A 26,966-nucleotide genomic window follows, 5' to 3' on the forward strand; every position below is an offset into this window, starting at 1 on the left:
GTTGCTCCGTTAGCTGTGACTGGACATGAACTGCTTGCAACGCGCCGAGGCCGGGTTTTCGAAGACCTGCTGCGGCGTTCCTTGCTCTTCGACCAGGCCCTGGTGCAGGAAGACCACTTCGCTCGACACCTGACGGGCAAAGCCCATCTCGTGGGTGACCAGCAACATGGTACGGCCTTCCTCGGCCAGGGCACGGATGACGCTAAGCACTTCCTGGACCATTTCCGGGTCGAGGGCCGAGGTCGGCTCGTCGAACAGGATGACCTTGGGCTTCATGGCCAGTGTACGGGCAATCGCCGCGCGCTGCTGCTGGCCACCGGAGAGCTGTGCCGGATAGGCATGACGCTTGTCGTGAATGCCGACCTTGGCCAGCAGCGCTTCGGCATGCTCGATGGCCTCGGCCTTGCTCTGGCCCAGCACGCGGCGCGGTGCCTCGATCAGGTTGTCGAGGATCGACATGTGCGGCCAGAGGTTGAAGTTCTGGAAGACGAAGCCGATCTCGCTGCGCAGTCGGTTGATCTGGCGATTGTCGGCGGCGACCAGCTCGCCGTTCTTGACTGGCTTTAGCTTGAGTTCTTCGCCGGCGACGAGGATCTGCCCGGCGTGGGGGTTTTCCAGCAGGTTGATGCAGCGCAGGAGCGTGGATTTGCCTGAGCCGGACGAACCGAGGATCGAGATCACGTCACCATCGCGTGCGGTGAGCGAAATGCCCTTGAGAATCTCCTGCTCGCCATAGCGTTTGTGCAGGTTGCGGATTTCAAGCGCGGGCGTGGCCTGGGCCATGTGCGGTCCTCATGTCTTCGAGTGCGTTCCCAGCTTATTGGCGGCCTTCCTGGCGAGCGCCAAGCTAGCATAGCGGCATCGTGACAGCCACCGGGTCGCGGTTTGCTTCAAGGGATGCCAGGGCAGGTTGTCGCATCGTCACAGAAGACTGTCGCGCGGATGTCTGCCTGGCTGCTCGTCCGTGATGAAGCCTTTGATGAAAAAAAGGCGCGATGGTGCCAGTTTTGGCGCGGGGAGGGAAGTCGCGGCCGACGGGGTAGTACCTGGGGCGCCTGTGACGGCGTGCCGGTTGTACCTGGGTTGCGCCTTTATTGCGCCCTTGCGGTGCAGGAGTGTTACCTAGGCCCACCTTTGGTGCAGTTGTAAGTGAGTATTTCAGTAAAACCCCATTCGAGGGGGGATTTGGCGGGCTTTCGGTCACTTTGTGGCCAAAGGGCCTGTAAGCCTTGTTTTACGCGGTTGTGCGAAATATCCGACACTCTGTCTGCTGTCATGGCGCGCTTATTGCCAGTGGATGAACATGGTGCGCAATGCGGCACTGGTCCACGGATCGACCGGCACCTTGCATTCGCAGACGTCCACCCTTCGCAAAAGGTGCTTTCATGAGCGGCAGCAACAATTCCAACGACCTCGCTCAGGGGCTCAAACAACGGCATGTCACCATGCTGTCCATCGCTGGCGTCATCGGTGCCGGCCTGTTCGTCGGCTCGGGCCACGCCATCGCCGAAGCCGGTCCTGCCGTGCTGCTGGCCTATGCCGCTGCCGGTACCCTGGTGGTGCTGGTCATGCGCATGCTGGCCGAAATGGCCATCGCCTCGCCCGACACGGGCTCGTTTTCCACCTATGCCGACCGCGCCATCGGGCACTGGGCCGGTTTCACCATCGGCTGGCTGTATTGGTGGTTCTGGGTGCTGGTGATCCCGCTGGAAGCCAACGCCGCGGCGGCGATCTTGCATGCCTGGTTCCCGGCCGTGGACCTGTGGGCCTTCTCGCTGATCATCACCTTGGCCCTGACCGTCACCAACCTGTTCAGCGTCAAGAACTACGGCGAGTTCGAGTTCTGGTTCGCCCTGCTCAAGGTACTGGCCATCGTCGCCTTCATCGTAGTGGGCTGTGTGGCCATGTTTGGCCTGGTACCGGGCAGCCAGGTCAGCGGCGTCAGCCACCTGTTCGACACCCAGGGCTTCATGCCCAATGGCCTGGGCGCTGTGCTGGCGGCCATGCTGACCACCATGTTCTCGTTCATGGGTACCGAGATCGTCACCATCGCGGCGGCCGAGTCGAAAGACCCGGGCAAGCAGATCACCAAGGCGACCAACTCGGTGATCTGGCGGATCTGCCTGTTCTACCTGGTGTCGATCTTCCTGGTCGTGGCCCTGGTGCCATGGAACAGCCCGGAACTGGCCAACACCGGCTCCTACCAGACCGTGCTGAACCTGATCGGTGTGCCGAACGCCAAGCTGATCGTCGACATCGTCGTGCTGATCGCCGTCACCAGCTGCCTGAACTCGGCGCTGTACACCTCCTCGCGCATGCTGTTCTCCCTGGCCAAGCGTGGCGACGCGCCGGCCGTGGCCCAGCGCACCAGCAAGGCGGGCACACCGCACTGGGCCGTGCTGATGTCGACCGCGGCGGCCTTCCTGACCGTGTTCGCCAACTTCCTCGCCCCGGCGGCCGTGTTCGAGTTCCTGCTGGCCAGTTCGGGTGCGATCGCGCTGCTGGTGTACCTGGTGATTGCCATCTCGCAGCTGCGCATGCGTCGTCAGCGTGAAGCCAACGGTGAAGCCATCGCCTTCAAGATGTGGCTGTTCCCGGGGCTGACCTGGGCGACCATCGTCTTCATCGTCGGCGTGCTGGGGGTGATGGCGGTCCGTCCGGACCACCGTGCCGAGATCGTCGCGACCGCGCTGCTGAGCATCGGCGTGGTGGCGGCAGGGCTGCTGGTGCAGCGTCGTCGCAAGGCGCAGGGCCTGGGCAACGGCCGCGTGGCGCTGGATCACTGAGTAAGAGGTGGGGGCGGGCCCAATCGCGGCCTAAGGCCCCCTTCGATCTGGACGGCATGCTGCCCTGATAGATCGGCGCAGGACCCTTGTGGGAGCAACTGTCTTTTCTGCTCGGCACATGCCCGACCGCATGCGGCGCCTGGCAGGGCCCTATCGCTGGCAAGCCAGCTCCCACACAGACCTTTGCAGCCATCAACGTAGTCATGGCTGCGAAAGCAGCTTGTGGAAGCAACTGTCTTTTCTGCTCGGCAGATGCCCGACCGCATGCGGCGCCTGCAAAGCCTATCGCTGGCAAGCCAGCTCCCACACAGACCTCTGCAGCCATCAGCGCAGTCATGGCTGCGCAAGCAGCTTGTGGGAGCGACTGTCTTTTCTGCTCGGTACATGCCCGACCGCCTGCGGCGACTGGCAGGGCCCTATCGCTGGCAAGCCAGCTCCCACACAGACCTCTGCAGCATCAGCATAGGTATCACTGCACAAGCAGCTTGTGGGAGCGGGCTCGCCCGCGATGGCGTCCGATCCGTCGCCGCCTGCCTTGCAGGCAAGCCCCACAGCTCCGTGTCCTGATTCCTGGACGGTGTGTCTGCCAGCTTGTTGACCTGAACGAAAAAGGCCTCGCCCCCTGAATGGGAGCGAGGCCTTTTTCATGGCCGGGGCATGCTGCCCTCAGCCGAACTGCTTCTGCTGTTGCTGCTGCTTGGCGACCGCTTCGGAGGCCGCGATGTAGGCTTCCTGGAACTCGTCGCTTTCCAGCCAGGCCATGGTGGTGTCTTCGTCGGCGCCGTCGAACCAGTCGCGGTAGGCGGTGAAGACCAGCACGATGTAGTCGGTGGCGTGTTCTTCCTTGTGGCCCTTGAGCACCAGTGCCAACAGCGGATCGACCAGGAACACCGAGATCATCGGCACCAGGCCGCCTTCCTGGGCCTGCTTCATGCGGGCGAACAGGTCGTCGTAGCTGCCCGAGTCCTTGGCCTTGTTGAAGACCTGCTCGACGCTGGTGCTTTCGCCGCTGCTCGCCTTGACCGACTGGCCGCTGCGAACCATGCGGTTCTGCTTGGCCTTGCTGGCGGCGCGCTTGGCGCGTTTCTGTTGTTTGGTGTTGGAGGCCATGGGCGCGGTCCTGGATTGGGTTTTAGAGGCTTGGGGGCTGCTGCGCGGCCCATCGCGGCACAGGGCCGCGCCTGCATGGGTAGGGCGGACCGTGCGCAACGAACAGCGGGGCGGCCTTCAGGGCGGTGTCGCCGATACGCTCATTCTTTCCCGCCGCCCAACAAAAAACCCCTGAACCTTTCGATTCAGGGGTTTCGGATTTTGGTGCCCAGAGACGGAGTCGAACCGCCGACACGAGGATTTTCAATCCTCTGCTCTACCGACTGAGCTATCTGGGCAACGGGGCGCATTAAAAAGCTTTTTCAGGTTTCGGTCAAGCGTCTTTTCAAATTTTTTTAAATTAATTCCGTCGCTTACGGTTTTCCGGCTCATTCGCTGGGCGGAACGTACCCTTCGGCCTTGGCGTAGTCCTCGCCCGAGAAGAACTTGTCCATCTCGCCCTGGAGGAACTTGCGGTCCTCGGCGTTCATCATGTTCAGGCGCTTCTCGTTGATCAGCATGGTCTGTTCCTTCTGCCAATCGGCCCAGGCCTTCTGCGAGATGTGGTCGAAGATGTCCTGGCCCTTGGCCCCTGGGTAGGGCGGACGCTCCAGGCCTGGCAGTTCCTCGTTGTACTTGCGGCACAGCACGGTGCGGGTCATGGCGACTCTCCTGCGTTCAATTCATCGGCCGCGCGGTGCAAGAGCTTCTTGACCGGGGCGGCAAGGCCCAGGCGCGGCGGGGTGGCGAGGTTATACCAGAGCCAGTCGGCCTCCACCACGGGCGCGGCGCGGGTGTCGACCCGCACCTGCCAGGGCGCGATGGCCAGCTGGAAATGGCTGAAGGTGTGGGTCAGGCCAGGCAGCGCGCGCTGGGTGAGCACGTGCAGGCCATGCTGGGCGGCGAGGTCCTCGATCTGCTCGACCTGCTCAAGCTCCGGCAGGCTCCACAGGCCGCCCCACAGACCGCTCGAGGGGCGCCGGTAGAGCAGGATCTCGCCGGCCTCGTTGGTCAGTAGCGGCATCACCGCCTGGCGTTGCGGCAGGGTCTTGCGCGGCTTGGGCTCGGGGAAGCGGGTTTCCAGGCCCAGCAGGTGCGCTTCGCAGCCGGCCTGCAACGGGCAAATCAGGCAGGTCGGCTTGCTGCGGGTGCACACCGTTGCACCCAGGTCCATCATCGCCTGGGTGTAGTGGTTGACCCGGGTGAGCGGGGTGTACAGCTCGGCGGCGTTCCACAGCGCATTGGCCACCTTCGGCTCGCCGGGATAGCCCTGCTGTGCGATGAAACGGGCCAGCACGCGCTTGACGTTGCCGTCCAGGATCGGCGCGCGCAGGCCCATGCTGATGCTGGCGATGGCGCCCGCGGTCGAGCGGCCGATACCCGGCAGCTCGGTCAGCTCGGCCACGCTGCGGGGGAATTCGCCGCCGTACTGCTCGACGACGATCTTCGCGGCCTTCTGCAGGTTGCGGGCGCGGGTGTAGTAACCCAGCCCCGTCCACAGGTGCAGCACCTCGTCTTCCGGTGCGTCGGCCAGGTCACGCACGGTCGGCAGCGCCGTCATGAAGCGGTCGAAGTAGTTGAGCACGGTGCTGACCTGGGTCTGCTGCAACATGATTTCCGACACCCACACCCGGTACGGGTTGATGTCCTGCTGCCAGGGCAGGTTGTGGCGGCCGTGCCGGTCGAACCAGGTCAGCACGGCACTGGAGAACTGCTGGGAATTCATCGTTTGAACAGGCCCTTGAGCGCGTCTTTGAGCTCGGGACTGACCTTGTCACCCAGCTTTTCGTCGATCTTCTCGTTGAGTTTGTCGTTGAGGCGGTTGCCCGCCAGTTTGGCGGCCACCTGGCCCAGGCCGTCCTTGTCCAGGCGGCAGGCCTTGGCGCCCAGTTCCAGCGGGCCTCGGCAGCGCAGAGGCAGCTCGACGCCCACGTAGCGTTCGTTGACCTGGCAGGCCGGGTCCGGCATGGCGCGCTGGTCGCCCTCGACGATGACGCCGATGCGGTAGTCCATGCCCAGCACGCGCAGGTCCAGGTCGCCGTGACCGTTCACGGTCAGGCCCGGAATCCGTGCCTTGAGGTCGGGGTTGCTGGCCACGCCGTTGCGGATCGCCAGGCTGCCGCGCAGCTCCTGGAACGGCGTGTCCTTGCCGCGTGGCTCGCCGGTGAGCGACTTGCGGTTGAGGGTGGCGATGGCCTGGCACAGCTGCTGCTCGAGGTTGGCCTCGACCAGCACGCCATTGGCGATGCTGAAGTTGGCCTTGCCGTTGAGCGTGTCGATCAGCGCCTTCTGGCTGTTGCCACTGGCGGTCAGGTCGCTGGCCAGGGTCAGCTGGCCTTTGACCGGTGGCGCCTTCTGCGGATCGTCGGTCTTGATGAAGTGCTCCACCGGCACGTTGTCGATGCGGGTGTTGACGCCGATCTGCGGTACGGCCGGGCGCGCGTCGAGGGTGCCGGTGACGGCGAAGCTGCCGTTGTACAGGTTGCCGCGCAGGCCTTGCAGCGTGATCAGACCACCCTGGCCGCCGGCCGTGAGGTGAGCGTTGTCGATCGGCAGCTTGTCCAAGGTCAGTTTCCCGAAGGCCAGGTCGGCTTGCAGGTCCAGGGTGCGCAGGCGCTCCACGGGCAGCAGCGTGTCGGTGCTCCAGGCCTGCTGGGTGGGCTTGTCAGGCAAGTCCGAGGTGCCGGCACCCGCCACGGCAGTGGCTTCCTGCTGGTTGACCTCGGCCTGGCGGGCAGCCTTGGCGCCCTTGGCTGCTTCGCTCTTGGCCGGCAGGTAGCGATCGGCGTCGAGCGCATCGGCGTTCAGCTGCACACGCAGGGCCTGACGGGCGAAGTCCTCGACCGCCAGGCGACCGGTGAAGGTGCTGTCGTCGAGCTTCAGGTTGAGGCCTTCGAGGGCCAGGCTATTCTGGCTGGCATCCAGGCGCCCGACGAGTTCGAGCTTGCCGAACGCGGCAGGGTCGCCCGTGGCCGGCAGCGGGTGGCCGATGCCGTCGAGGAAGGTGCGCAGGTTGAATTGGGCGATGGACAGCGTGCCGTTGACCCGTGGCGCCGTGTCCAGGCCACTGACGTCCAGTTCGCCCAGGGCGCGCAGCTGGTTGGCCGACACCTTCAGGCTGCTCCAGGCCGCCGTGTGGGCGGCCATGTCGACCAACAGCTGACCCTGGGCGGCGAACGTCACGGTCTTGCCGGCCAGCGGCTCACCGGACGTCTCGCCGGACAGGCGCATGTCTTCGAGGGTGTAGCGCTTGTTGGTGCGGTCGAAGCGCGCCTGCCCGGTCAGCTCGGCACGCACCTTGAGGTTCGGCTGGCCGACGCTGAGAAAGCCCGAGGCCTTGAGCGGGATATTGATGCCTTCGTGCACGGCATCGGTGCTGACCTGGATGCTTTCGGCCTCGAAGGTCTGGCCCGTGGTGGCGTCGCTGTAGTGCACGCGGGCGTTGTTGACGGTCAGGCTGTCGATGTCGAGCTTGAGCGCGCGTTCGTTGCCCTCGCGCGCGGCCGGTGCGTCCTTGCCGTCAGCCGAAGGGCTGGCGTCGGGCGAGGCAGGTGCCGTGGCGTCCGCCACCGGCTTGCCGATGTCTTCCCAGTTGCCGTGACCCTGGGCGTCACGCGCCAGCGTCAGGTTCAGGCCTTCGATGCGCACGTCGCTCATCTGCACTTCACGGCGCAGCAGCGGCAGCACGCGGACCGACAGGCCGAGCATCTGCAGGTCGGCGAAGGGGGTCTTGGGGTTCTGCAGGGTGGCGACGCTGGCCTGGTGCAATTCCAGGCCCAGCCAGGGGAACAGGCTCCAGCCGATGTCACCGTCGAGGGTCAGTTCGACGTGGGCCTTTTCGCGAGCCAGCTGGCGAATCTCGTCTTTGTAGTCGTTGGGATCGAAGAGGTGGGTCAGGGCGAATCCCAGAGCCACGATGATCAGCAGCAACCCGAGCAGCACCAGCCCCAGGATTTTGCCAAAGGCTTTCATGGGCGAGTCCTTGTAGTCCGATTTCTGAATATGGCGACCGCCGAGTATAACGCCGCCGCTCGCGGGCCTGAGTATCCGACAAGACATATGGGGCATTTCGCGCACTTTTTGTCGGCTTTGGCGACAGTCAGGGCCTACCGTCGTCCTTTCATGCAGGAGCGCGCGGCCGAAGTGTCGCAAAGCGGCGCATGCGTCAATGATGGCATTTCGTCTCTAAAGGCGCGCGCGACCGTCTCGTCGCTGGTACTCTTGCGCGCCTGCAAAACGCCTGCGACCGGTTGTCGCGGCGTTATCAGCACCGGCTGGCCATCGCCTGCGTGCAGTCAGGACGGCACCGCGCATCGATCCGCCTCGCGAATCCGACACTTGAGGAACAACAATGAACAAGAGTATCGAGACCGGAGCCAGGGCCCGCGCCCCAGGTTTCCTGTCCAAGGAGCGCATCATCGCTCGCCCTGGCTTCAACCGCTGGCTGGTCCCGCCGGCGGCGCTGGCCATCCACCTGTGCATCGGCATGGCCTACGGCTTCTCGGTGTTCTGGCTGCCGCTGTCGCAAGCCATCGGTATCAGCGCTCCCGTCGCCTGCTCGCCGGACATGGGCTTCATCGCTCGCCTGTTCAGCGCCGAATGCGACTGGCCGATCTCGATGCTGAGCTGGATCTATACCTTGTTCTTCGTGTTCCTGGGCTGCTCGGCCGCGGTCCTCGGTGGCTGGCTCGAACACGCCGGCCCACGCAAGGCCGGCCTGGTCTCGGCCTTGTGCTGGTGCGGCGGCCTGCTGATCTCGGCCATTGGCGTGAAGACCCACCAGCTGTGGCTGATGTGGCTGGGCTCGGGGGTGATCGGGGGGATCGGCCTGGGTCTGGGCTACATCTCGCCGGTCTCGACACTGATCAAGTGGTTCCCGGACAAGCGCGGCATGGCCACCGGCATGGCGATCATGGGCTTCGGCGGCGGCGCGATGGTCGGCGCTCCCCTGGCCACCACGCTGATGGGGCATTTCGCTACCGGCCAGGACGTCGGTGTCTGGCAGAGCTTCATGGTCATGGCGGCGATCTACTTCGTGTTCATGACCGCTGGCGCGCTCGCCTACCGCGTACCGCCGACCGGCTGGAAACCCGCCGGTTGGACCCCGGTCCAGAAGAAGGCCGGCAGCGGCATGATCACCGACCGTCACGTGCACGTCAGCGTGGCCTGGAAGACGCCTCAGTTCGTGCTGATCTGGCTGGTGCTGTGCCTGAACGTCTCGGCCGGTATCGGCATCCTCGGCATGGCCTCGCCGCTGCTGCAGGAAGTGTTCGGTGGCAAGCTGCTGGGCAATGAGCTGAGCTTCAGCGAACTCAATGCCGGCCAGCTGGCACAGATCGCCGCCATCGCCGCCGGCTTTACCGGTCTGCTGAGCCTGTTCAACATCGGCGGGCGGTTCTTCTGGGCCTCGTTCTCCGACTACATCGGGCGCAAGAACACCTACTTCGCCTTCTTCGCCCTGGGCGTGGCGCTGTACGCGCTGATCCCGAACATGGGCCACATCGGCAACGTCGCGCTGTTCGTGGCGGCCTTTTGCATCATCCTGTCGATGTACGGCGGTGGCTTCTCCACCGTGCCGGCCTACCTGGCCGACCTGTTCGGCACCCAGATGGTCGGGGCGATCCACGGTCGTCTGCTGACCGCCTGGGCCGCCGCCGGCGTGCTCGGCCCAGTGCTGATCACCTACCTGCGCGAGTACCAGCTGGCGCTGGGCGTCGAGCGTTCGGCCGCCTACGACATCACCCTGTACATCCTGGCCGGCCTGCTGGTGCTGGGCTTCATCTGCAACGCCCTGGTGCGTCCGGTGGCCGACAAATACTTCATGACCGAGTCCGAGCTGGCCGCCGAGCGCGCGCTGAGCCATGACAAGGGTGCCGATGGCAGCCAGGTCCTGGAGTGGAGCGCAGCCCCGGCCAGCAAGCCGCTGGTGGTAGTGGCCTGGCTGGTGGTGGGCATTCCGCTGGCGTGGGGGATCTGGATCACCCTGCAGAAGACCGCTGTGCTGTTCAACTGACCTTGCAGCGAGCCGGGGCGGCGCAGTGCGTCGAACCCCGGCACGAAGACGGCCCGTGCAACGCGGGCCCTCGTCGACGGGCACATGCCTGCGACCGGCAAATTTCCCCGATCACACGTCATCCGCGTTTCAAGCCGGGCATTTCTGCGCCTATAATGTGGCCCTTTTCGCCCAACGATTCTTGCGGAGCTGGTGATGGTCGAACGTAAGGCTTCCGTCGAGCGCAATACCCTGGAAACCCAGGTGAAGGCCTCGATCAACCTCGATGGCAGTGGCAAAGCACGCTTCGCCATCGGTGTGCCCTTCCTTGAACACATGCTCGACCAGATCGCCCGGCACGGGCTGATCGACCTGGACATCGAGTGCCAGGGCGACCTGCACATCGACGACCACCATACGGTCGAAGACGTCGGCATCACCCTCGGCCAGGCCTTCGCTCAGGCCATTGGCGACAAGAAGGGCATCCGTCGCTACGGCCATGCCTACGTGCCGCTGGACGAAGCCCTGTCGCGGGTGGTGATCGACTTCTCCGGTCGCCCCGGCCTGCAGATGCACGTGCCCTACACCCGCGCGTCGGTCGGTGGCTTCGATGTCGACCTGTTCCAGGAATTCTTCCAGGGCTTCGTCAACCACGCCCTGGTGACCCTGCACATCGACAACCTGCGTGGGCACAACACCCATCACCAGATCGAGACCGTGTTCAAGGCCTTCGGCCGCGCACTGCGCATGGCCGTGGAACTGGACGACCGCATGGCCGGGCAGATGCCCTCCACCAAGGGTTGCCTCTGATGCAGACAGTAGCCGTGATCGACTATGGCATGGGCAACCTGCATTCGGTGGCCAAGGCCCTGGAGCACGTAGGTGCCGGCAAGGTGCTGGTCACCAGTGACGCGGCCGTGATCCGCGAGGCGGACCGGGTGGTCTTCCCAGGCGTCGGCGCGATCCGCGACTGCATGGCCGAGATCCGTCGCCTGGGCTTCGACAGCCTGGTGCGCGAGGTCAGCCAGGACCGCCCGTTCCTCGGCATCTGTGTCGGCATGCAGGCGCTGCTCGAGCACAGCGAGGAAAACGACGGCGTCGACTGCATCGGTCTGTTCCCGGGCAAGGTCCGGTTCTTCGGCAAGGACCTGCATGAAGACGGCCAGCACCTGAAGGTGCCGCACATGGGCTGGAACGAAGTGACCCAGGGTGTCGACCACCCGCTGTGGCACGACATCCCCGACCGGGCGCGCTTCTATTTCGTGCACAGCTACTACATCGAGGCCGGCAAGCCGAACCAGGTGGTCGGTCGCGGTCACTACGGTGTCGACTTCGCCGCCGCGCTGGCCGAAGGCTCGCGCTTCGCCGTGCAGTTCCACCCGGAAAAGAGCCATACCCACGGCCTGCAACTGTTGCAGAACTTCATCAGCTGGGACGGCCGCTGGTAATGACCCGTGCGCGCCCCACGCCACCGCGCATGACCCTGGCGCCCGAGCAGGAGCGCCAGGCGCTGGAGACCCTCAAGCGGTTTCTCGAAGACCGCTTCGAGCTGCAGCTGGGGTCGTTCGAGGTGGCCGAGGTGCTCGAGGTGTTCAGCCGGGACATCGCACCCCACTACTACAACCGGGCCATCGCCGATGTGCAGGTGCACCTCAAGGACCGCTTCGAGAGCATCGAAAGCGACCTGTGGGCGCTCGAGAAAGGCGACTGACCCGACGATCACCGCACGCACGGCACGATCGCCAGACGAACCATTGACGCGCATGCGTGCGGCCATCGACGCGCAGCATGCCGCCTGAACCGACGAAGGACACAGCATGCTGATTATCCCCGCTATCGATCTGAAGGACGGCGCCTGCGTGCGTCTGCGCCAGGGCCGCATGGAAGACTCCACGGTGTTTTCCGATGACCCGGTGAGCATGGCCGCCAAGTGGGTGGAGGGCGGTTGCCGCCGGCTGCACCTGGTCGACCTGAACGGCGCCTTCGAAGGCCAGCCGGTCAACGGTGAGGTGGTGACCGCGATCGCCAAGCGCTACCCGCACCTGCCGATCCAGATCGGCGGCGGCATCCGTTCGCTGGAGACCATCGAGCACTACGTCAAGGCCGGCGTCAGCTACGTGATCATCGGCACCAAGGCGGTCAAGCAGCCTGAGTTCGTCGCCGAAGCCTGCAAGGCCTTCCCCGGCAAGGTGATCGTCGGTCTGGACGCCAAGGACGGCTTCGTCGCCACCGACGGTTGGGCCGAAGTCAGCTCGGTGCAGGTCATCGACCTGGCCCGTCGCTTCGAGGCCGACGGCGTCTCGGCGATCGTCTACACCGACATCGCCAAGGACGGCATGATGCAGGGCTGCAACGTGCCCTTCACCAAGGCCCTGGCCGAAGCCACCTCGATCCCGGTGATCGCCTCCGGCGGCATCCACAACCTGGGCGACATCCAGGCCCTGCTGGATGCCAGGACGCCAGGCATCATCGGCGCCATCACCGGTCGTGCCATCTACGAAGGCACCCTCGACGTCGCCGAAGCCCAGGCGCTCTGCGACCGTTGAATGGGTGAGCTGCAAGCGTGCAGCTTAAAGGAGAAAGTTCATGGCTTTAGCGAAACGCATCATCCCCTGCCTGGACGTGGACAACGGTCGGGTGGTCAAGGGCGTCAAGTTCGAGAACATCCGCGACGCTGGCGACCCGGTGGAAATCGCCCGGCGCTATGACGAGCAGGGTGCCGACGAGATCACCTTCCTGGACATCACCGCCAGCGTCGATGGCCGCGACACGACGTTGCACACCGTCGAGCGCATGGCCAGCCAGGTGTTCATCCCGCTGACCGTGGGCGGCGGCGTGCGTACCGTGCAGGACATCCGCAACCTGCTCAACGCCGGTGCCGACAAGGTCTCGATCAACACGGCTGCCGTGTTCACCCCCGAGTTCGTGGGCGAGGCGGCCGACCGCTTCGGTTCCCAGTGCATCGTCGTGGCCATCGATGCCAAGCAGGTCTCCGCGCCTGGCGAGCCACCGCGCTGGGAGATCTTCACCCATGGCGGTCGCAAGCCGACCGGCCTGGATGCCGTGGCCTGGGCGCGCAAGATGGAAGGGCTGGGGGCGGGGGAGATCCTGCTGACCAGCATGGACCAGGACGGCATGAAGAATGGCTTCGACCTGGGCGTGACCCGGGCCATCAGCGACGCGGTCGGTATCCCGGTGATCGCCTCGGGCGGCGTCGGCAACCTGCAGCACCTGGCCGACGGTATCCTGGAAGGGCACGCCAGCGCGGTACTGGCGGCGAGCATCTTCCACTTCGGCGAGTACACCGTACCGGAAGCCAAGGCTTACCTGGCACAGCGCGGGATCGTGGTGCGCTGAGGGTTGTGCGACGTGGTTGCGGGTTGCCTGTATCGCTGGCAAGCCCGCTCCCACAGGTGGCGTCGCCATCGTGCCGATACCTGCTTGAAATGCGTGCCTGTGGGAGCTGGCTTGCCAGCGATAGGGCCTGTGCATTCACCTCAGAGTTGGCAGGCCAATGTTCAAGCTGTCGGTCACGTGTCGGGTTTGCCACCGCTATCGCGGGCAAGCCCGCTCCCACAGGTGGCGTCGCCATCGTGCTGCTGCCTGCTTGAAATGGGTACATGTGGGAGTCCACCCGCCGCCTTGGCGCCGCGCTGTCGCGCAGAGAATATGATGATAGCTGGCAGGATCCGAAGCTTCATTGCTAAGCGATTTTAGGGCCGCCTTGCGGCCCATCGCGGCACAGGGGCCGCTCCTACACCCGTAGTCCCACCGCGGGATTGCAGGGTATCGCGGTCACCTGTAGGAGCGGCCCCAGTGCCGCGATTGGGCCCGCAGGGCCCACGAAATCATCGACACGGTAATGCAGGGATCAAACCGCAGGTACCCCACGGGATACCTGCACCTCCCACGCCTACCTACCCATGACTACGCCCCAACAGCGCATGGTACAGCTCGCTGTCCCCCAGGATCCCCACCACCGAATTGCCTTCCTGCAGCACCAGCTTGTTGCCAGTCTGGTAACGGATCTGCAAGGCTTCGCGCATGCCGATGTCGGCATGCACCAGCGTCGGCGTGCGGGCCAGGTCGTCCACCGATTGTCCCGGCGCCCAGTTCTGCAGGGCCATGCCATTGACGCCCTGGCGTGCGCCCTTGATGGTGTTGCCCTCGGCCAGGTCGAGCCAAGAGTCGTTGCTCGGGTCCAAGCACACCGACCCGTTGAGGCGTTTGCAGTTGTCCAGCGTGCGCATCAGGCTGCGGCCGCACAGTACGTTGAGCGGGTTGGTGTGGGCGACGAAGGTGCGCACGTAGTCGTCGGCCGGATTGAGGACGATTTCTTCAGGACGGCTGTATTGAATGATGCGGCCATCTTTCATGATGGCGATGCGGCTGCCCAGCTTGAGCGCTTCGTCCAGGTCGTGGCTGACGAACACGATGGTCTTGCTCAGCTTGCGTTGCAGTTCCAGCAGCTCGTCCTGCAGCCCCTGCCGGATCAACGGGTCGAGCGCCGAGAACGGCTCGTCCATCAGCAGGATGTCGGCGTCCATGGCCAAGGCCCGTGCCAGCCCGACGCGCTGCTGCATGCCACCAGACAGCTCGTCGGGCTTCTTGTTGCGCCACTGCGTCAGGCCGACCAGTTCGAGCTTCTCGTCCACCAGCTTGCGCCGCTCCTTCTCGGGGCGACCCTGCATTTCCAGGCCGAAGCTGATGTTCTCGCGCACGGTAAGCCAGGGCATCAGGGCGAACTTCTGGAACACCATGGCGATGCGCTGGGTGCGCATCATCTTCAGCTCGGCCGGCGTGCAATGGGCGATGTCGATCTGGCTCCCTTCGTGCTCGACGAACAGCTTGCCGCGGCTGACGGTGTTCAACCCGTTGATGCAGCGCAGCAGGCTCGACTTGCCCGAGCCGGACAGCCCCATCAGCACGCAGATCTCGCCTTTCTGGATGTCCAGGTTGGCTTTCTCCACCCCCAGGACCAGCCCGGTGCGCTTGAGGATCTGTTCGCGGTTCAAGCCTTGATCAAGCAGGGCCAGGGCTTCGCGTGGCTTGTTGGAGAACACCACGTCGACGTCTTCGAATCGAATGATACTCATGCTTCGCTCCTGGCTGGCAGCTCGGGTTGCTTGCAGATACGGTCGAGCATGATCGCCAGCAGCACGATGGCCAGACCCGCTTCGAAGCCCAGTGAAATGTCAGCGGTGTTCAAGGCGTTGACCACCGGTTTGCCCAGCCCGTCGGCACCGACCAGGGCCGCGATCACCACCATCGACAGCGACAGCATGATGCATTGCGTGACGCCGGCGGCGATGCTCGGCATGGCGTGGGGCAGCTCGATGCGCGTGAGCAGCTGACGGCGCGAACAGCCGAATGCCTTGCCGGCGTCGAGCAGTTCCTGGGGGACGTCGCAGATGCCCAGGTAGGTCAGGCGGATGGGCGCTGCGATGGCGAACACCACCGTCGAGATCAGCCCAGGCACCACGCCGAGGCCGAACAGCGTCAGCGTGGGGATCAGGTAGACGAAGGTCGGTACGGTCTGCATCAGATCCAGTACCGGGCGCAGGCCGGTGTAGAACATGGGCTTGTGCGCCGCGACGATGCCCAGCGGCACACCGATGGCCACGCACACCACCGTGGCGAAGGTGACCTGGGCCAGGGTCTCCATGGTTTCCTGCCAGTAGCCCAGGTTGAGGATCAACAGAAAGGAGAGGGCGCAGAACAGGGTCAGCGACCACTTGCGCTGGATCAGGTGCGCCAGCCCGGCGAGGAGGGCAATCAGGACGAGGGGGTTGAACCAGGTCAAGGCACTGGTGACACCATGGATCATCAGTTCCAGGCCTTGGGCGATAGCGTCGAAGTAGTTGGCGCCATGCTGGGTCAACCATTCGACAAATGAGGCCATGTACTGCCCTAGCGGTAATTTCTGATCGATAAGCATGATAGCGAACGTCCACCTGCGAGGATTGAGGTCAACCTGCGCCGTCACGGCGGCGACGCAGGGGCATGCGTGCGGTTACTGCGCCAGCTTGGCTTTCGCGGCTTCCAGCCCCGGTTGGCCATCCACGGTCGTCACCCCGGCCAGCCAGGTGTCGAGCACCTGGGGGTTGGCCTTCAGCCAGGCCTTGGCGGCGGCCTCGGGTTTGACCTTGTCGTCCAGAATGGCGCCCATCAGCGTGCTTTCCATGTCCAGGGTGAACGACAGGTTCTGCAACAGGCGTCCGACGTTGCTGCACTGCTCGACATAGCCCTTGCGGGTATTCGTGAAGACGGTCGCCTTGCCATAGTCGGGGCCGAAGAAATCATCGCCGCCGGAGAGGTACTTGAGCGCGAAGCGCTTGTTCATCGGGTGGGGTTCCCAGCCGAGGAACACGATGTCCTCGCCGCGCTGCTGGGCGCGTGCGACCTGGGACAGCATGCCCGCCTCGCTGGACTGCACCAGCTTGAAGCCGGCGTCCTTCAGGCCAAAGGCGTTCTTGTCGATCATGCTCTGGATCGTGCGGTTGCCGTCGTTGCCCGGCTCGATGCCGTAGAGCTTGCCGCCCAGCTGCTCCTTGAAGCGGACGATGTCGGCGAAGTCCTTCAGGCCCTTGTCGTACAGCGCCTGGGGGACGGCCAGGGTGTACTTGGCGTTTTCCAGGTTGGCGCGCACGGTGTCCACCGTGCCGGCGTCGCGGTAGGGCTTGATGTCGTTTTCCATGGTCGGCATCCAGTTGCCGAGAAAGACGTCCAGGTCCTTGCCGGCCGCCAGGGACTTGTAGGTCACCGGTACCGAGATCATGGTGGTTTTCGTCGTGTAGCCCAGTGCCTGGAGCACCGTGCTGGTCACCGCGGTGGTGGCGGTGATGTCGGTCCAGCCGACATCGGAGAAACGAACGGTCTGGCATTGTTCCGGCTCGGCGGCCGAAGCCATCAAGGCGGTTCCGAGCAATGCGACCGGCAACAGCGAAAGCGGGCCTCTCATGGGGTGGACTCCTGTGTTCTTTTCTTCGGGTGTCCCGGGTCGCCGTGCTTCTGTGGCAGCGGTCGGCCAATGGCTGCCGGGCGGCAGCGGTCGGGGCCGTGCAGTGATGAGTCGCATTCGATCATCCACCAGCCTCGGGCGATCGACTACTGCCAGGGTCGTAACCAGTACAGGGTGGGTCGTATCCAGAGAGGAGGGTGTCGCATATGGAGATTTCCCCGGGGATGGGGGCGGGTTTGCGTCATTAGCCACCCTGAAAGCGCCCTGTGACGCCTTTCGGGGCGGGGCGTAGGCGGACAACATTACGTCGGTTGCAGACCGCGTGCGACCCGGCAAAAGCCCGATGATGCGTGCCTGTGCGGCGGTCCCCTGCCTGAGCCTGTCAGGCCCGCCACCCGCGTCATGTCGCGGGAAGACAAGCCCATCAAGAGGTGATTCGACAATGGCCATCAGCGTGTTCGACCTGTTCAAGATAGGCGTCGGGCCTTCCAGTTCCCATACCGTCGGCCCGATGCGCGCCGCAGCCCTGTTCGTTCAGGGCCTGCGTGAACGTGGCGAGCTGGATCGGGTCGAGCGAGTCGAGGTCCGCCTCTACGGTTCGCTGTCGGCCACCGGCGTCGGCCACGGCACGGACAACGCCACGATCATGGGGCTGATGGGGGAGTGGCCCGACGCCATCGACCCGACCCAGATCGTCCCGCGCATTGCCGACCTGCGCGAAACCAATACCCTGCTGCTGGATAACCGCCGCCCCATCGAGTTCGTCTGGGCGCGCGACATGCAGCTGCTCGACGAGAACCTGCCCTACCACCCCAACGCCATGACGCTGATCGCCGAAGGCCCGGGTGGCAGCACCCTGCACAGCGACACCTACTACTCGGTGGGCGGTGGCTTCGTGGTCGATGCCGCGCAGGCGGCCAGCGGGGTGCTGGACGCCGATACCACCGTGCTGCCCTACGATTTCGACAGCGCCGCGCAACTGCTGCGGCTGTGCGAGGAAAACGACCTGAGCGTGGCGCAATTGATGATGGCCAACGAACGGGTCTGGCGCAGCGAGGCGGAGATCCGTGCAGGCCTGCTCAAGCTCTGGGACGCCATGCAGGAGTGCGTGAACAACGGCCTGAAGTACGAAGGCATCCTGCCCGGTGGGCTCAACGTCCGTCGTCGGGCCGCCAAGCTGCACCGCAGCCTGCAGGAACTGGGCAAGCCGAACGTCATCGGCTCGACCTTGAGTGCCATGGAGTGGGTCAACCTGTTCGCCCTGGCGGTGAACGAGGAAAACGCCGCCGGCGGGCGGATGGTCACGGCGCCGACCAATGGCGCGGCAGGAATCATTCCGGCGGTGCTGCACTACTTCATGCGCTTCAGCAGCGTGGTGGGCGAAGCCGATGTGGTGGACTTCTTCCTGGGCGCGGCCGCCGTGGGCATCCTGTGCAAGAAGAACGCTTCGATCTCGGGCGCCGAAGTGGGCTGCCAGGGCGAAGTGGGTTCGGCCTGCGCCATGGCCGCCGCCGGGCTGGCCCAGGTGCTGGGCGCCACGCCCCGGCAGCTGGAAAACGCTGCCGAAATTGCCCTGGAGCACAACCTGGGGCTGACCTGCGACCCGGTGGGCGGCCTGGTCCAGGTGCCCTGCATCGAGCGCAATGCGATCGCGGCGGTGAAAGCGATCAATGCCGTGCAGATGGCATTGCGCGGGGACGGCGAGCACTTCATCTCGCTCGATCAGGTCATCCGCACCATGCGCGACACCGGGGCCGACATGCACGACAAGTACAAGGAAACCTCGCGCGGCGGCCTGGCCGTCAGCGTCATCGAGTGCTGAGCCGCCTGCACTCTTCTGCACCATGAACCCTTCGGCGTGCCGCGTTGCGGTGCGCCGAAGTGCCCTCTGTCCCCCCTTGTCTGAAGACGACACGATCACCAACGGTGACAGGTAGATTCTGTCGCGTGCAGGTATGTTTCCTGCCAGTGCTACTTAAATGCTCACTGGGGACAAGGAAACGCACTGGCACAAGGGTCGGTGAAGGATTACAGACTCTGTAGAAACCGCCTACAAACTGACTGCATGGTCGTTTTCAGGATTTTTTGGACGACCGTTCAATCTCAGGCACGACATTTGCGTCGTGTTTGGCAAAGCCCCGCAGACGAATCGGGGCCATGACAAGAAACAGTGCCCGCCTGAGGCACACCCTGCATTTGTGTGGAGAACTCGCGATGACGTCGTACACCTCCGGAAGCCAGAACCAGAACCGCACGGCCCCTCAGTCCATCGGCTTCCTGCTGCTGGACAATTTCACGCTCATCTCCCTGGCTTCGGCCGTCGAGCCGCTGCGCATGGCCAACCAACTGTCCGGGCGCGAGCTGTATCGCTGGCACACCCTGACCCTGGATGGCGGACAGGTCTGGGCCAGCGACGGTCTGCAGATCACCCCGGACGCCTCCATGCACAGCGCACCGCCCATGGACACGATCATCGTGTGCGGGGGCGTCGGCATCCAGCGCGCCGTGACCCGCGAGCATGTGAGCTGGCTGCAGACCCAGGCCCGACAGTCGCGTCGGCTGGGCGCGGTCTGTACCGGCAGCTGGGCACTGGCCTGTGCGGGTCTGCTCGATGGGTTTGATTGCAGCGTGCACTGGGAATGTCTGGCCGCGATGCAGGAAGCCTTCCCTCGGGTCAACATGAGCACTCGCCTGTTCACCCTCGACCGCAACCGCTTCACCAGTTCCGGCGGCACCGCGCCCCTGGACATGATGCTGCACCTGATCAGCCGCGACCATGGTCGCGAACTGTCGGCGGCGATCTCCGAGATGTTCGTCTACGAGCGTATTCGTAACGAACAGGATCACCAGCGGGTACCCCTCAAGCACATGCTGGGCACCAACCAGCCGAAGCTGCAGGAGATCGTCGCGCTGATGGAGGCCAACCTGGAAGAGCCGATCGACCTGGACGAGCTGGCGGTGTACGTATCGGTCTCACGCCGACAGCTGGAGCGCCTGTTCCAGAAGTACCTGCACTGCTCGCCGTCGCGCTACTACCTCAAGCTGCGCCTGATCCGCGCGCGGCAGTTGCTCAAGCAGACGCCCATGTCGATCATCGAGGTGGCTTCGGTCTGCGGTTTCGTGTCCACGCCGCACTTCTCCAAGTGCTACCGCGAATACTTCGGCATTCCGCCGCGTGACGAGCGTGTCGGTTCGAACACCACCCAGCAGGTGGCGATGATGCCGATTCCCCAGGCGATGGTGCTGTCGCCGCACAGCGGCCCGATGGCGGCGCTGAGCCAGGCGCGCAACGAGTCGACCTTTGCCAGCGTGAGGCTCTGAGAGGGCGGCGTCTGCATCGCAGGCAAGCCCGCTCCCACAGGCCCGTTACAGCCCGCAGGCACTGCGACGGCTTGTCTACCTCGGCGTGACGACGGGGTGTGGGAGCGGGCTTGCCCGCGATGAGGCCGGTGCAGGCGATGCATCGGCCTCAGAAGGTTGGGAAAGGGGCGAACGCCGCCTGAAAGCCCACGCCTTGGCAGAACATCCACCAAGGCCCGGTCTTGGTATCAGCCGCGGGTCTTGAACTGTGCCAAGGCTGGCAACAGTTGCTTGTCGATCGCCTGGCGTACCGCCGGCAGAATCGTCGCGCTGCCGGTGTACATGGCCTCGACCACATCCTTGAGCGCTCGGGCGTTGGCGTCCGTCAGCCCGCGCACCACCGTCTCGCAGGCCTGTTCGGCACTGGCGCCGGCCGGAATGTCGAACCCGCGCGAACGCAGGTGGCCTGCCAAATCGTCCTGGTCAATCAAATCCGCATGCATCATGGCTGTGTTCCTCTTCGATCGCTGAGCGTGTGCTGCTGTTGTTTGCGACCGATTCTGTGGTCACAGCGACAGCCTCGCAACCTTGGCGTACGCACATGGCCGCTTTGGCTAAGAACAGGTCGTTTCCGGCTAAACCAGGCGCTCGGCAAGTGGCCACACTGCATGCATCGACCGCACCGAAGGGCTTGGTCACCCTCGTTCGTGCATCGTGGACAGTGCTCGCGCTTGGCCCCGGACGCTCACGGCTGTCCGGGGCCATTTTTTATGCGGTGTGTCGTTTGCCCGAAGGGGCGAGTGCGAGAAGCGGACTGGTCTGGCAGCTAGGGCTGCAGAATCGATTGCAGGTATTCGGAGCGGTCGTCGCTGTGCTGGGCCATGCAGTTGTTCCAGGCGGCCTGATAGGCCTGACTGTCCGCTTGCAGAGTGCCTGTTTCGGCCTCGCAATCGGCCTTGCGCACCTGGTACCACAGGGTATTGGCCGCGTTCAGACGAGTCGTCAGCGTTTCGGCCTGGGCCTGCGGGTATTGTTCGGTGACACGCTGCAAAAGCTCCTCGAACGCTGCCTTGAGTTCACGCTCTGCAGTCTGCTGATTGAACGCCGCGCACGCATAGGCCTGTTGGTCGTTCTCGACCGTATCGCAGGGCGTGCTCTCGTCCTGCGCGGCATGGGCGTTCAGTAAACAGCACATCAGGGCCAGGCCCGCCATACGTCTCATTCGTTACGCTCCAGGTCACCGGGGAAAGGGCGCGATTTTCGCGCAACACCCCGAGGGTTGAACAGCAGGGGGCGGCGGTTTTCATCGAAACGCTTGCCGCCTTGTCGGCCTGCACACGGCAAGCGTGTCGTTACATCATGCCCTGTCGGTCTTGGGCGTGGGGTGCTGGGCCGGCTCCAGCAGGTCCTGTGGCTCGGGAACGTCCGGCAGGTCCGGCAGGTCCTGGCCATGCTCGATCGGGCTGATGTACTGGCTCACCTTGTCGCCGAGCGCCTTGCTCACCTTGCCTCGGATGGCATCGTAACCTGGCCCCAGCTCGAACTGCCCACAGCGCAGTTTGAACACCGAGCCTTCGGGCAAGGGGTCGAACACGTCAGCCGACGCCTTGAATACCTTGCCCAAGGCCGGGGTTTCGACGGTCAGTGCGAAGGTCTGGATACTGGAGGCGTCCGTCACCTGAACCAGTTCGAACCAAAGGTCTTTCGGCGGCCGAATGCCACGGGGCTTGTAGATCGACGTGTGGAAAATGGACAGGGCTGGCGCGTTGACCGGACGGCGCAAGCTGCGCAGCAGGTACAGCAGCGACTCCTTCGTATGGGTCGACATGGCAGCGGCGTCGACCAGCTCGGAAAGCGTGGTGCTTTGCTCTTCGAGCTTCAGCGTATGGATCGTGTAGCCCTTGCGTACCCACTGAGTGCGCGCCAAGGCCGACGTGTAGTGATGATGCCAATCGCTCAAGGTGGTGAAAGAGGCCTTGTCGGCCATCAGCTGCGCCAGCAGGCTGGATTGCAGGATATCGACTTTCAACGTATCGGCGACGGAGTCTGGGAACGCGACGATCTGCGCGGCATTGACATAGCATTGAGCAAAATCCGACATGGGATGTGTCCTCCGGTAGGGTGCGCCGCGCGGCGGCGCACCTGTGATCTCACAGTTCGATGCCGGCAAAGAAATCTTCGGCGCCCTTGTTGAGCTTGTCTTCGATCTGGTTGCGAATCTTGCTGTAGTGGTGGATGTTCAGCTCGATTTGCGTGGCCGCGCGGTAGATCGTCACGTCGCTCTTGTTGAAGCGGAAGAACAGCACCTTGCGTTGCCTGACGTGCTTCTTGAAGTCGATGCAGGTCATGACCATGGCCGGCACGCCCGAGCGGGTTTCCGTGCAGGGCAGCGTCTGGAACGTGGCGTAGGTTTCGGAGGCGCTATTGTTTTCCAGGATGTTCAAGGCTTTTTCGTTGCCTTCCAGGGCGCCGAACGCCCGGCGCGCCATGTCAACGAAGGCCAATTGCCCCTGGCTGGCCGCCTGGATGATCTCCAGCGCGATATCGTCCATGGAGAAGGTGCGTGCTTTCGGGGAGTACAGCTGGCGTGCGTAGTTTCGGGTGTTCCAGCCGGCGTACCTGAGCACTTCGAAATAGGCGTCGAACCATTTGCCGAGGTGGGTCTCCTTGTTGGCCTTCTTGTTGGCCACCTGTTGGGCGAGCGACACGCAGTTCATGACGTCCTTGGCATTCTGCTCGGACAGGCGATCAGTCAGGCCGAGCACGGCATCGCCGACCACCGCGCCATTGTCCTGGCCAGGGACGATCAGGTCGCCGGGTTTGGAGGTGAGCGCCGACGTCTGGGACGTCAGGGCCATGCGGCGCGGCATGGGCGCCAGCTCGATTTGCGAGAAGAATTCGATGGCTTCGGATTGCAACATGTCAGGTCTCCTGATGAATGGGCCGCATCGGTGCGGCGTGATCCAGCATGCAGGGGGCGCGTTCGACGTCGCAGAGGGAGGGGTTTCAGCGCGAGCCAGACGTTCGGCGATGCCCCGAATCGGCGATTGACGCTTTCGGCAAACCCCCTGTCGTTTTTGCATCCTGTTCGTCGGTCGCGCAGGCATATGCTGGCCTCCAAAGCGCCCATGCACTCGCGGCGCGACCAAGATCGATAAGAAGGGGACAGCCTGATGAGCCCAGCCGAATTGCACGCCGACAGCATCGTCATCGACGGTCTGATCATCGCCAAGTGGAACCGTGAACTGTTCGAAGACATGCGCAAGGGCGGCCTGACCGCCGCCAACTGCACGGTGTCGGTGTGGGAAGGGTTCAAGGCGACCGTGGACAACATCGCCGCCAGCCAGAAGCTGATCCGCGAGAACAGTGACCTGGTGATGCCCGTGCGCACCACCGCCGACATCCGCAAGGCCAAGGAACAGGGCAAGACCGGCATCCTCTTCGGTTTCCAGAACGCCCATGCCTTCGAAGACCAGATCGCCTACGTGGAGATCTTCAAGCAGCTGGGCGTGGGCATCGTGCAGATGTGCTACAACACCCAGAACCTGGTTGGCACCGGCTGCTACGAGCGTGACGGCGGCCTATCGGGCTTCGGTCGCGAGATCGTCGCCGAGATGAACCGCGTCGGCATCATGTGCGACCTGTCCCACGTCGGTTCCAAGACCTCCGAGGAAGTCATCCTCGAGTCGAAGAAGCCGGTCTGCTATTCCCACTGCCTGCCCCTGGGCCTGAAGGATCACCCGCGCAACAAGTCCGACGAAGAGCTGAAGTTCATCGCCGATCATGGCGGTTTCGTCGGCGTGACCATGTTCGCGCCGTTCCTGGCCAAGGGCATCGATTCGACCATCGACGATTACGCCGAAGCCATCGAGTACGTGATGAACATCGTGGGTGAAGACGCCATCGGCATCGGCACCGACTTCACCCAGGGCCATGGCAAGGACTTCTTCGAATACCTGACCCACGACAAGGGCTACGCCCGCCGCCTGACCAACTTCGGCAAGATCATCAACCCGCTGGGTATCCGTACCGTCGGCGAGTTCCCCAACCTTACCGAGACCCTGCTCAAACGCGGTCACTCGGAGCGGGTGGTGCGCAAGATCATGGGCGAGAACTGGGTCAACGTGCTGCGCGACGTCTGGGGCGAGTAAGCCCTCACCTACACGTTTCAGCCTTGGCCACCGCGCCAGGGCGCTCTCATCCAACAATAATTCTGGAGTTAGGTTTCCATGGCCAAGATCGCCCCGCAATTGCCCATCGAAGTCGACAGCGAGACTGGCGTCTGGACCTCCGATGCCTTGCCGATGCTGTACGTGCCGCGTCATTTCTTCGTCAACAACCACATGGGTATCGAAGAAGTCCTGGGCGCCGACAAGTACGCCGAGATCCTCTACAAGGCCGGCTACAAGTCCGCCTGGCACTGGTGTGAGAAAGAAGCCGAGTGCCATGGCCTGGAAGGCGTGGCGGTGTTCGAGCACTACATGAAGCGCCTGTCCCAGCGTGGCTGGGGCCTGTTCGAGATCCAGGACATCGACCTGGACAAGGGCACCTGCAGCGTCAAGCTCAAGCACTCGGCGTTCGTGTACGTGTACGGCAAGGTCGGCCGCAAGGTCGACTACATGTTCACCGGCTGGTTCGCCGGTGCCATGGACCAGATCCTCGCTGCCCGTGGCAGCTCGATTCGCACCGTGGCCGAGCAGGTCTACGGTGGCTCTGAAGAAGGTCACGAAGATGGCCTGTTCGTAACGAAGCCGTTGTAAAGCCGGAGAACGCGTCATGGCCTTCGAAGCAATGTTCCAGCCGATCCAGATCGGCAAACTGACCATCCGTAACCGTGTGCTCAGTACCGCCCACGCCGAGGTGTACGCCACCGACGGCGGGATGACCACCGATCGTTACGTCAAGTACTACGAAGAGAAGGCCAAGGGCGGCATTGGCATGGCGATCTGCGGTGGATCGTCCGTGGTGGCCATCGACAGTCCCCAGGAATGGTGGGCGTCGGTGAACCTGTCGACCGACCGGATCATCCCGCATTTCCAGAATCTGGCCGACGCCATGCACAAGCATGGCGCCAAGATCATGATCCAGATCACCCACATGGGGCGGCGTTCGCGCTGGGACGGCTTCAACTGGCCGACCCTGATGTCGCCGTCCGGCATCCGTGAACCCGTTCACCGGGCCACCTGCAAGACCATCGAGCCCGAGGAAATCTGGCGGGTGATCGGCAACTACGCCCAGGCCGCGCGCCGGGCCAAGGAAGGCGGCCTGGACGGCGTCGAACTGTCGGCCGTGCACCAGCACATGATCGATCAGTTCTGGAGCCCGCGCGTCAACAAGCGCACCGACGAATGGGGCGGCAGCTTCGAAGGTCGCATGAAGTTCGGCCTGGAAGTGCTCAAGGCCGTGCGTGCCGAGGTCGGCGACGACTTCTGCGTCGGCATGCGCATCTGTGGCGACGAGTTCCACCCGGACGGTCTCAGCCACGAAGACATGAAGGAAATCGCCAAGTACTACGATGCCACCGGCATGGTTGATTTCTTCGGGGTGATCGGCTCGGGGTGCGACACGCACAACACCCTGGCCAACGTCATTCCCAACATGAGCTACCCGCCGGAGCCGTTCCTGCACCTGGCGGCCGGCATCAAGGAAGTGGTCAAGGTCCCGGTCCTGCACGCGCAGAACATCAAGGACCCGAACCAGGCCCAGCGTATCCTCGAGGGCGGTTACGTCGACATGGTCGGCATGACCCGCGCCCACATGGCCGACCCGCACCTGATCGCCAAGATCAAGATGGGCCAGGTCGACCAGATCAAGCAGTGCGTCGGTGCCAACTACTGCATCGACCGTCAGTACCAAGGCCTGGACGTGCTGTGCATCCAGAACGCCGCGACCTCCCGTGAATACATGGGCGTGCCGCACATCATCGAGAAATCCACCGGGCCCAAACGCAAGGTGGTGGTGGTTGGTGCCGGCCCTGCCGGGATGGAAGCTGCACGGGTCGCCGCCGAGCGTGGCCACGACGTGACCGTGTTCGAGAAGAAGGAGCAGATCGGCGGGCAGATCACCATCGCCGCCAAGGCGCCGCAACGCGATCAGATCGCCGGCATCACCCGCTGGTACCAGCTGGAGTTCGCCCGTCTGAAGATCGACCTGCGCCTGGGCACTGCCGCGGACGTCGACACGATCAAGGACCTGCGTCCGGACATCATCGTGCTGGCCGTCGGCGGCCACCCGTTCGTCGAGCAGAATCCGCACTGGGGCGCCGACGAAGGGTTGGTGGTGAGCAGCTGGGACGTGCTCGACGGCAAGGTCGCGCCGGGCAAGAACGTGCTGGTCTACGACACCATCTGCGAATTCACCGGCATGTCCACCGCCGACTTCATTGCCGACAAGGGCAGCCAGGTCGAGATCGTCACCGACGACATCAAGCCGGGCGTGGCCATGGGCGGCACGACCTTCCCGACCTACTACCGCAGCATGTACCCCAAGGAAGTGATCATGACCGGCGACATGATGCTGGAAAAGGTCTATCGCGAGGGTGACAAGCTGGTGGCGGTGCTCGAGAACGAATACACCGGGGGCCGTGAAGAGCGTGTGGTCGACCAGGTGGTGATCGAGAACGGCGTGCGCCCCGACGAAGCGTTGTACTACGCCCTCAAGGACGGTTCGCGCAACAAGGGCCAGATCGACGTCGAGGCGCTGTTCGCCATCCAGCCTCAGCCGATCCTGTCGCAGCCGGGCGAAGGCTACCTGCTGTATCGCATCGGTGACTGCGTGGCCCAGCGTAACGTGCATGCGGCGATCTACGATGGCCTGCGGTTGTGCAAGGACTTCTGAT

24 protein-coding genes and 1 tRNA gene are annotated in these 26,966 nt (G+C 64.0%); 12 read left to right on the forward strand and 13 right to left on the reverse strand.

Going from position 1 to position 26,966, the window contains the following annotated elements; translation table 11 throughout:
• Positions 1-9: 9 nt before the first annotated feature.
• Positions 10-783, reverse strand: a complete 774-nt coding sequence (locus APT63_01120; GenBank protein ID AMA44320.1) for an amino acid transporter — start codon at positions 781-783, stop codon at positions 10-12.
• A gap of 602 nt (positions 784-1,385) precedes the next feature.
• Here APT63_01120 and APT63_01125 point away from each other — a divergent pair.
• Positions 1,386-2,786, forward strand: coding sequence for a GABA permease (locus tag APT63_01125; GenBank protein AMA44321.1), 1,401 nt, complete (start codon positions 1,386-1,388; stop codon positions 2,784-2,786).
• Between the two features lie 666 nt (positions 2,787-3,452).
• On the opposite strand, the gene APT63_01130 is transcribed toward APT63_01125, so the two are convergent.
• The 5 genes from APT63_01130 to APT63_01150 form a co-directional block, all read right to left on the reverse strand.
• Positions 3,453-3,896, reverse strand: coding sequence for a hypothetical protein (locus APT63_01130; GenBank protein ID AMA44322.1), 444 nt, complete (start codon positions 3,894-3,896; stop codon positions 3,453-3,455).
• Positions 3,897-4,098: 202 nt separating this feature from the next.
• Positions 4,099-4,174, reverse strand: a tRNA-Phe gene (locus APT63_01135).
• Between the two features lie 90 nt (positions 4,175-4,264).
• The gene (locus APT63_01140) at positions 4,265-4,537 is read right to left on the reverse strand and encodes a Fe(2+)-trafficking protein (GenBank protein ID AMA44323.1); all 273 of its coding nucleotides are present in this window, start codon (positions 4,535-4,537) and stop codon (positions 4,265-4,267) included.
• Entirely contained in the window at positions 4,534-5,601 is a 1,068-nt protein-coding gene (locus tag APT63_01145) for an A/G-specific adenine glycosylase (GenBank protein AMA44324.1), read from the reverse strand. The genes APT63_01140 and APT63_01145 overlap by 4 nt, the downstream gene beginning before the upstream one ends.
• Positions 5,598-7,847: a cell envelope biogenesis protein AsmA gene (locus tag APT63_01150; GenBank protein ID AMA44325.1), complete on the reverse strand. Its 2,250-nt coding sequence runs from the start codon at positions 7,845-7,847 to the stop codon at positions 5,598-5,600. The genes APT63_01145 and APT63_01150 overlap by 4 nt, the downstream gene beginning before the upstream one ends.
• A gap of 379 nt (positions 7,848-8,226) precedes the next feature.
• Between APT63_01150 and APT63_01155 the strand changes: the two genes are divergently transcribed.
• The 6 genes from APT63_01155 (at position 8,227) to APT63_01180 (ending at position 13,224) form a co-directional block, all read left to right on the forward strand.
• On the forward strand, positions 8,227-9,888 hold the full coding sequence (locus APT63_01155) for an MFS transporter (GenBank protein ID AMA44326.1): 1,662 nt from the start codon (positions 8,227-8,229) through the stop codon (positions 9,886-9,888).
• 195 nt (positions 9,889-10,083) lie between these two features.
• Positions 10,084-10,677 carry an imidazoleglycerol-phosphate dehydratase gene (locus tag APT63_01160; protein ID AMA44327.1) on the forward strand — a complete coding sequence of 198 codons (594 nt, stop codon included), beginning with the start codon at positions 10,084-10,086 and terminating at the stop codon, positions 10,675-10,677.
• Positions 10,677-11,315 carry an imidazole glycerol phosphate synthase subunit HisH gene (gene hisH / locus APT63_01165; GenBank protein ID AMA44328.1) on the forward strand — a complete coding sequence of 213 codons (639 nt, stop codon included), beginning with the start codon at positions 10,677-10,679 and terminating at the stop codon, positions 11,313-11,315. The genes APT63_01160 and hisH overlap by 1 nt, the downstream gene beginning before the upstream one ends.
• Positions 11,315-11,578, forward strand: a complete 264-nt coding sequence (locus APT63_01170; GenBank protein AMA44329.1) for a 1-(5-phosphoribosyl)-5-((5-phosphoribosylamino)methylideneamino)imidazole-4-carboxamide isomerase — start codon at positions 11,315-11,317, stop codon at positions 11,576-11,578. The genes hisH and APT63_01170 overlap by 1 nt, the downstream gene beginning before the upstream one ends.
• Before the next feature lie 106 nt (positions 11,579-11,684).
• The gene (locus APT63_01175; GenBank protein ID AMA44330.1) at positions 11,685-12,413 is read left to right on the forward strand and encodes a 1-(5-phosphoribosyl)-5-((5-phosphoribosylamino)methylideneamino)imidazole-4-carboxamide isomerase; all 729 of its coding nucleotides are present in this window, start codon (positions 11,685-11,687) and stop codon (positions 12,411-12,413) included.
• A gap of 40 nt (positions 12,414-12,453) precedes the next feature.
• Positions 12,454-13,224, forward strand: coding sequence for an imidazole glycerol phosphate synthase cyclase subunit (locus APT63_01180; protein ID AMA44331.1), 771 nt, complete (start codon positions 12,454-12,456; stop codon positions 13,222-13,224).
• A 560-nt stretch (positions 13,225-13,784) separates the two neighbouring features.
• Here the strand turns inward: APT63_01180 and APT63_01185 are convergent.
• The 3 genes from APT63_01185 to APT63_01195 all read right to left on the reverse strand — a co-directional run bounded on the left by APT63_01185 (position 13,785) and on the right by APT63_01195 (position 16,828).
• Positions 13,785-14,963, reverse strand: coding sequence for a choline ABC transporter ATP-binding protein (locus APT63_01185; GenBank protein AMA44332.1), 1,179 nt, complete (start codon positions 14,961-14,963; stop codon positions 13,785-13,787).
• On the reverse strand, positions 14,960-15,805 hold the full coding sequence (locus APT63_01190) for a choline ABC transporter permease subunit (protein ID AMA44333.1): 846 nt from the start codon (positions 15,803-15,805) through the stop codon (positions 14,960-14,962). Before APT63_01190 ends, APT63_01185 begins: the two co-directional genes overlap by 4 nt.
• A 75-nt stretch (positions 15,806-15,880) precedes the next feature.
• The gene (locus APT63_01195) at positions 15,881-16,828 is read right to left on the reverse strand and encodes a glycine/betaine ABC transporter substrate-binding protein (GenBank protein ID AMA44334.1); all 948 of its coding nucleotides are present in this window, start codon (positions 16,826-16,828) and stop codon (positions 15,881-15,883) included.
• 442 nt (positions 16,829-17,270) lie between these two features.
• Between APT63_01195 and APT63_01200 the strand changes: the two genes are divergently transcribed.
• Both APT63_01200 and APT63_01205 read left to right on the forward strand, forming a co-directional pair.
• Positions 17,271-18,650, forward strand: coding sequence for a serine dehydratase (locus APT63_01200; GenBank protein AMA44335.1), 1,380 nt, complete (start codon positions 17,271-17,273; stop codon positions 18,648-18,650).
• Positions 18,651-19,042: 392 nt separating this feature from the next.
• Entirely contained in the window at positions 19,043-20,149 is a 1,107-nt protein-coding gene (locus APT63_01205) for an AraC family transcriptional regulator (GenBank protein AMA44336.1), read from the forward strand.
• Between the two features lie 227 nt (positions 20,150-20,376).
• Here APT63_01205 and APT63_01210 read toward each other — a convergent pair whose 3' ends face one another.
• The 4 genes from APT63_01210 to APT63_01225 all read right to left on the reverse strand — a co-directional run bounded on the left by APT63_01210 (position 20,377) and on the right by APT63_01225 (position 23,049).
• Positions 20,377-20,634 (reverse strand): hypothetical protein, encoded by a 258-nt coding sequence (locus tag APT63_01210; protein AMA44337.1) that lies wholly within the window; start codon positions 20,632-20,634, stop codon positions 20,377-20,379.
• 320 nt (positions 20,635-20,954) lie between these two features.
• Positions 20,955-21,350: a hypothetical protein gene (locus APT63_01215; protein ID AMA44338.1), complete on the reverse strand. Its 396-nt coding sequence runs from the start codon at positions 21,348-21,350 to the stop codon at positions 20,955-20,957.
• Positions 21,351-21,485: 135 nt separating this feature from the next.
• Positions 21,486-22,229 (reverse strand): hypothetical protein, encoded by a 744-nt coding sequence (locus APT63_01220; GenBank protein ID AMA44339.1) that lies wholly within the window; start codon positions 22,227-22,229, stop codon positions 21,486-21,488.
• A gap of 49 nt (positions 22,230-22,278) precedes the next feature.
• Positions 22,279-23,049, reverse strand: coding sequence for a hypothetical protein (locus tag APT63_01225; protein ID AMA44340.1), 771 nt, complete (start codon positions 23,047-23,049; stop codon positions 22,279-22,281).
• A gap of 252 nt (positions 23,050-23,301) precedes the next feature.
• Between APT63_01225 and APT63_01230 the strand changes: the two genes are divergently transcribed.
• The 3 genes from APT63_01230 to APT63_01240 all read left to right on the forward strand — a co-directional run bounded on the left by APT63_01230 (position 23,302) and on the right by APT63_01240 (position 26,965).
• Entirely contained in the window at positions 23,302-24,279 is a 978-nt protein-coding gene (locus APT63_01230) for a peptidase M19 (protein ID AMA44341.1), read from the forward strand.
• Positions 24,280-24,357: 78 nt separating this feature from the next.
• The gene (locus APT63_01235; protein AMA44342.1) at positions 24,358-24,888 is read left to right on the forward strand and encodes a hydrocarbon binding protein; all 531 of its coding nucleotides are present in this window, start codon (positions 24,358-24,360) and stop codon (positions 24,886-24,888) included.
• Between the two features lie 16 nt (positions 24,889-24,904).
• A complete protein-coding gene (locus APT63_01240; GenBank protein AMA44343.1) occupies positions 24,905-26,965 on the forward strand; it encodes an N-methylproline demethylase in 2,061 nt (686 codons plus the stop codon).
• Position 26,966 lies beyond the last annotated feature (1 nt).

Source organism: Pseudomonas monteilii (assembly GCA_001534745.1).
Lineage (GTDB): Bacteria > Pseudomonadota > Gammaproteobacteria > Pseudomonadales > Pseudomonadaceae > Aquipseudomonas > Aquipseudomonas alabamensis.

Coding starts and splice junctions, on each gene's coding strand:
- APT63_01200 (AMA44335.1), top strand. CDS start 17,271: ATGGCCATCAGCGTGTTCGACCTGTTCAAGATAGGCGTCGGGCCTTCC.
- APT63_01240 (AMA44343.1), top strand. CDS start 24,905: ATGGCCTTCGAAGCAATGTTCCAGCCGATCCAGATCGGCAAACTGACC.
- APT63_01190 (AMA44333.1), bottom strand. CDS start 15,805: ATGCTTATCGATCAGAAATTACCGCTAGGGCAGTACATGGCCTCATTT.
- APT63_01210 (AMA44337.1), bottom strand. CDS start 20,634: ATGATGCATGCGGATTTGATTGACCAGGACGATTTGGCAGGCCACCTG.
- APT63_01175 (AMA44330.1), top strand. CDS start 11,685: ATGCTGATTATCCCCGCTATCGATCTGAAGGACGGCGCCTGCGTGCGT.
- APT63_01195 (AMA44334.1), bottom strand. CDS start 16,828: ATGAGAGGCCCGCTTTCGCTGTTGCCGGTCGCATTGCTCGGAACCGCC.
- APT63_01155 (AMA44326.1), top strand. CDS start 8,227: ATGAACAAGAGTATCGAGACCGGAGCCAGGGCCCGCGCCCCAGGTTTC.
- APT63_01205 (AMA44336.1), top strand. CDS start 19,043: ATGACGTCGTACACCTCCGGAAGCCAGAACCAGAACCGCACGGCCCCT.
- APT63_01125 (AMA44321.1), top strand. CDS start 1,386: ATGAGCGGCAGCAACAATTCCAACGACCTCGCTCAGGGGCTCAAACAA.
- APT63_01145 (AMA44324.1), bottom strand. CDS start 5,601: ATGAATTCCCAGCAGTTCTCCAGTGCCGTGCTGACCTGGTTCGACCGG.
- APT63_01225 (AMA44340.1), bottom strand. CDS start 23,049: ATGTTGCAATCCGAAGCCATCGAATTCTTCTCGCAAATCGAGCTGGCG.
- APT63_01140 (AMA44323.1), bottom strand. CDS start 4,537: ATGACCCGCACCGTGCTGTGCCGCAAGTACAACGAGGAACTGCCAGGC.
- APT63_01160 (AMA44327.1), top strand. CDS start 10,084: ATGGTCGAACGTAAGGCTTCCGTCGAGCGCAATACCCTGGAAACCCAG.
- APT63_01150 (AMA44325.1), bottom strand. CDS start 7,847: ATGAAAGCCTTTGGCAAAATCCTGGGGCTGGTGCTGCTCGGGTTGCTG.
- APT63_01215 (AMA44338.1), bottom strand. CDS start 21,350: ATGAGACGTATGGCGGGCCTGGCCCTGATGTGCTGTTTACTGAACGCC.
- APT63_01170 (AMA44329.1), top strand. CDS start 11,315: ATGACCCGTGCGCGCCCCACGCCACCGCGCATGACCCTGGCGCCCGAG.
- APT63_01180 (AMA44331.1), top strand. CDS start 12,454: ATGGCTTTAGCGAAACGCATCATCCCCTGCCTGGACGTGGACAACGGT.
- hisH (AMA44328.1), top strand. CDS start 10,677: ATGCAGACAGTAGCCGTGATCGACTATGGCATGGGCAACCTGCATTCG.
- APT63_01185 (AMA44332.1), bottom strand. CDS start 14,963: ATGAGTATCATTCGATTCGAAGACGTCGACGTGGTGTTCTCCAACAAG.
- APT63_01120 (AMA44320.1), bottom strand. CDS start 783: ATGGCCCAGGCCACGCCCGCGCTTGAAATCCGCAACCTGCACAAACGC.
- APT63_01130 (AMA44322.1), bottom strand. CDS start 3,896: ATGGCCTCCAACACCAAACAACAGAAACGCGCCAAGCGCGCCGCCAGC.
- APT63_01230 (AMA44341.1), top strand. CDS start 23,302: ATGAGCCCAGCCGAATTGCACGCCGACAGCATCGTCATCGACGGTCTG.
- APT63_01235 (AMA44342.1), top strand. CDS start 24,358: ATGGCCAAGATCGCCCCGCAATTGCCCATCGAAGTCGACAGCGAGACT.
- APT63_01220 (AMA44339.1), bottom strand. CDS start 22,229: ATGTCGGATTTTGCTCAATGCTATGTCAATGCCGCGCAGATCGTCGCG.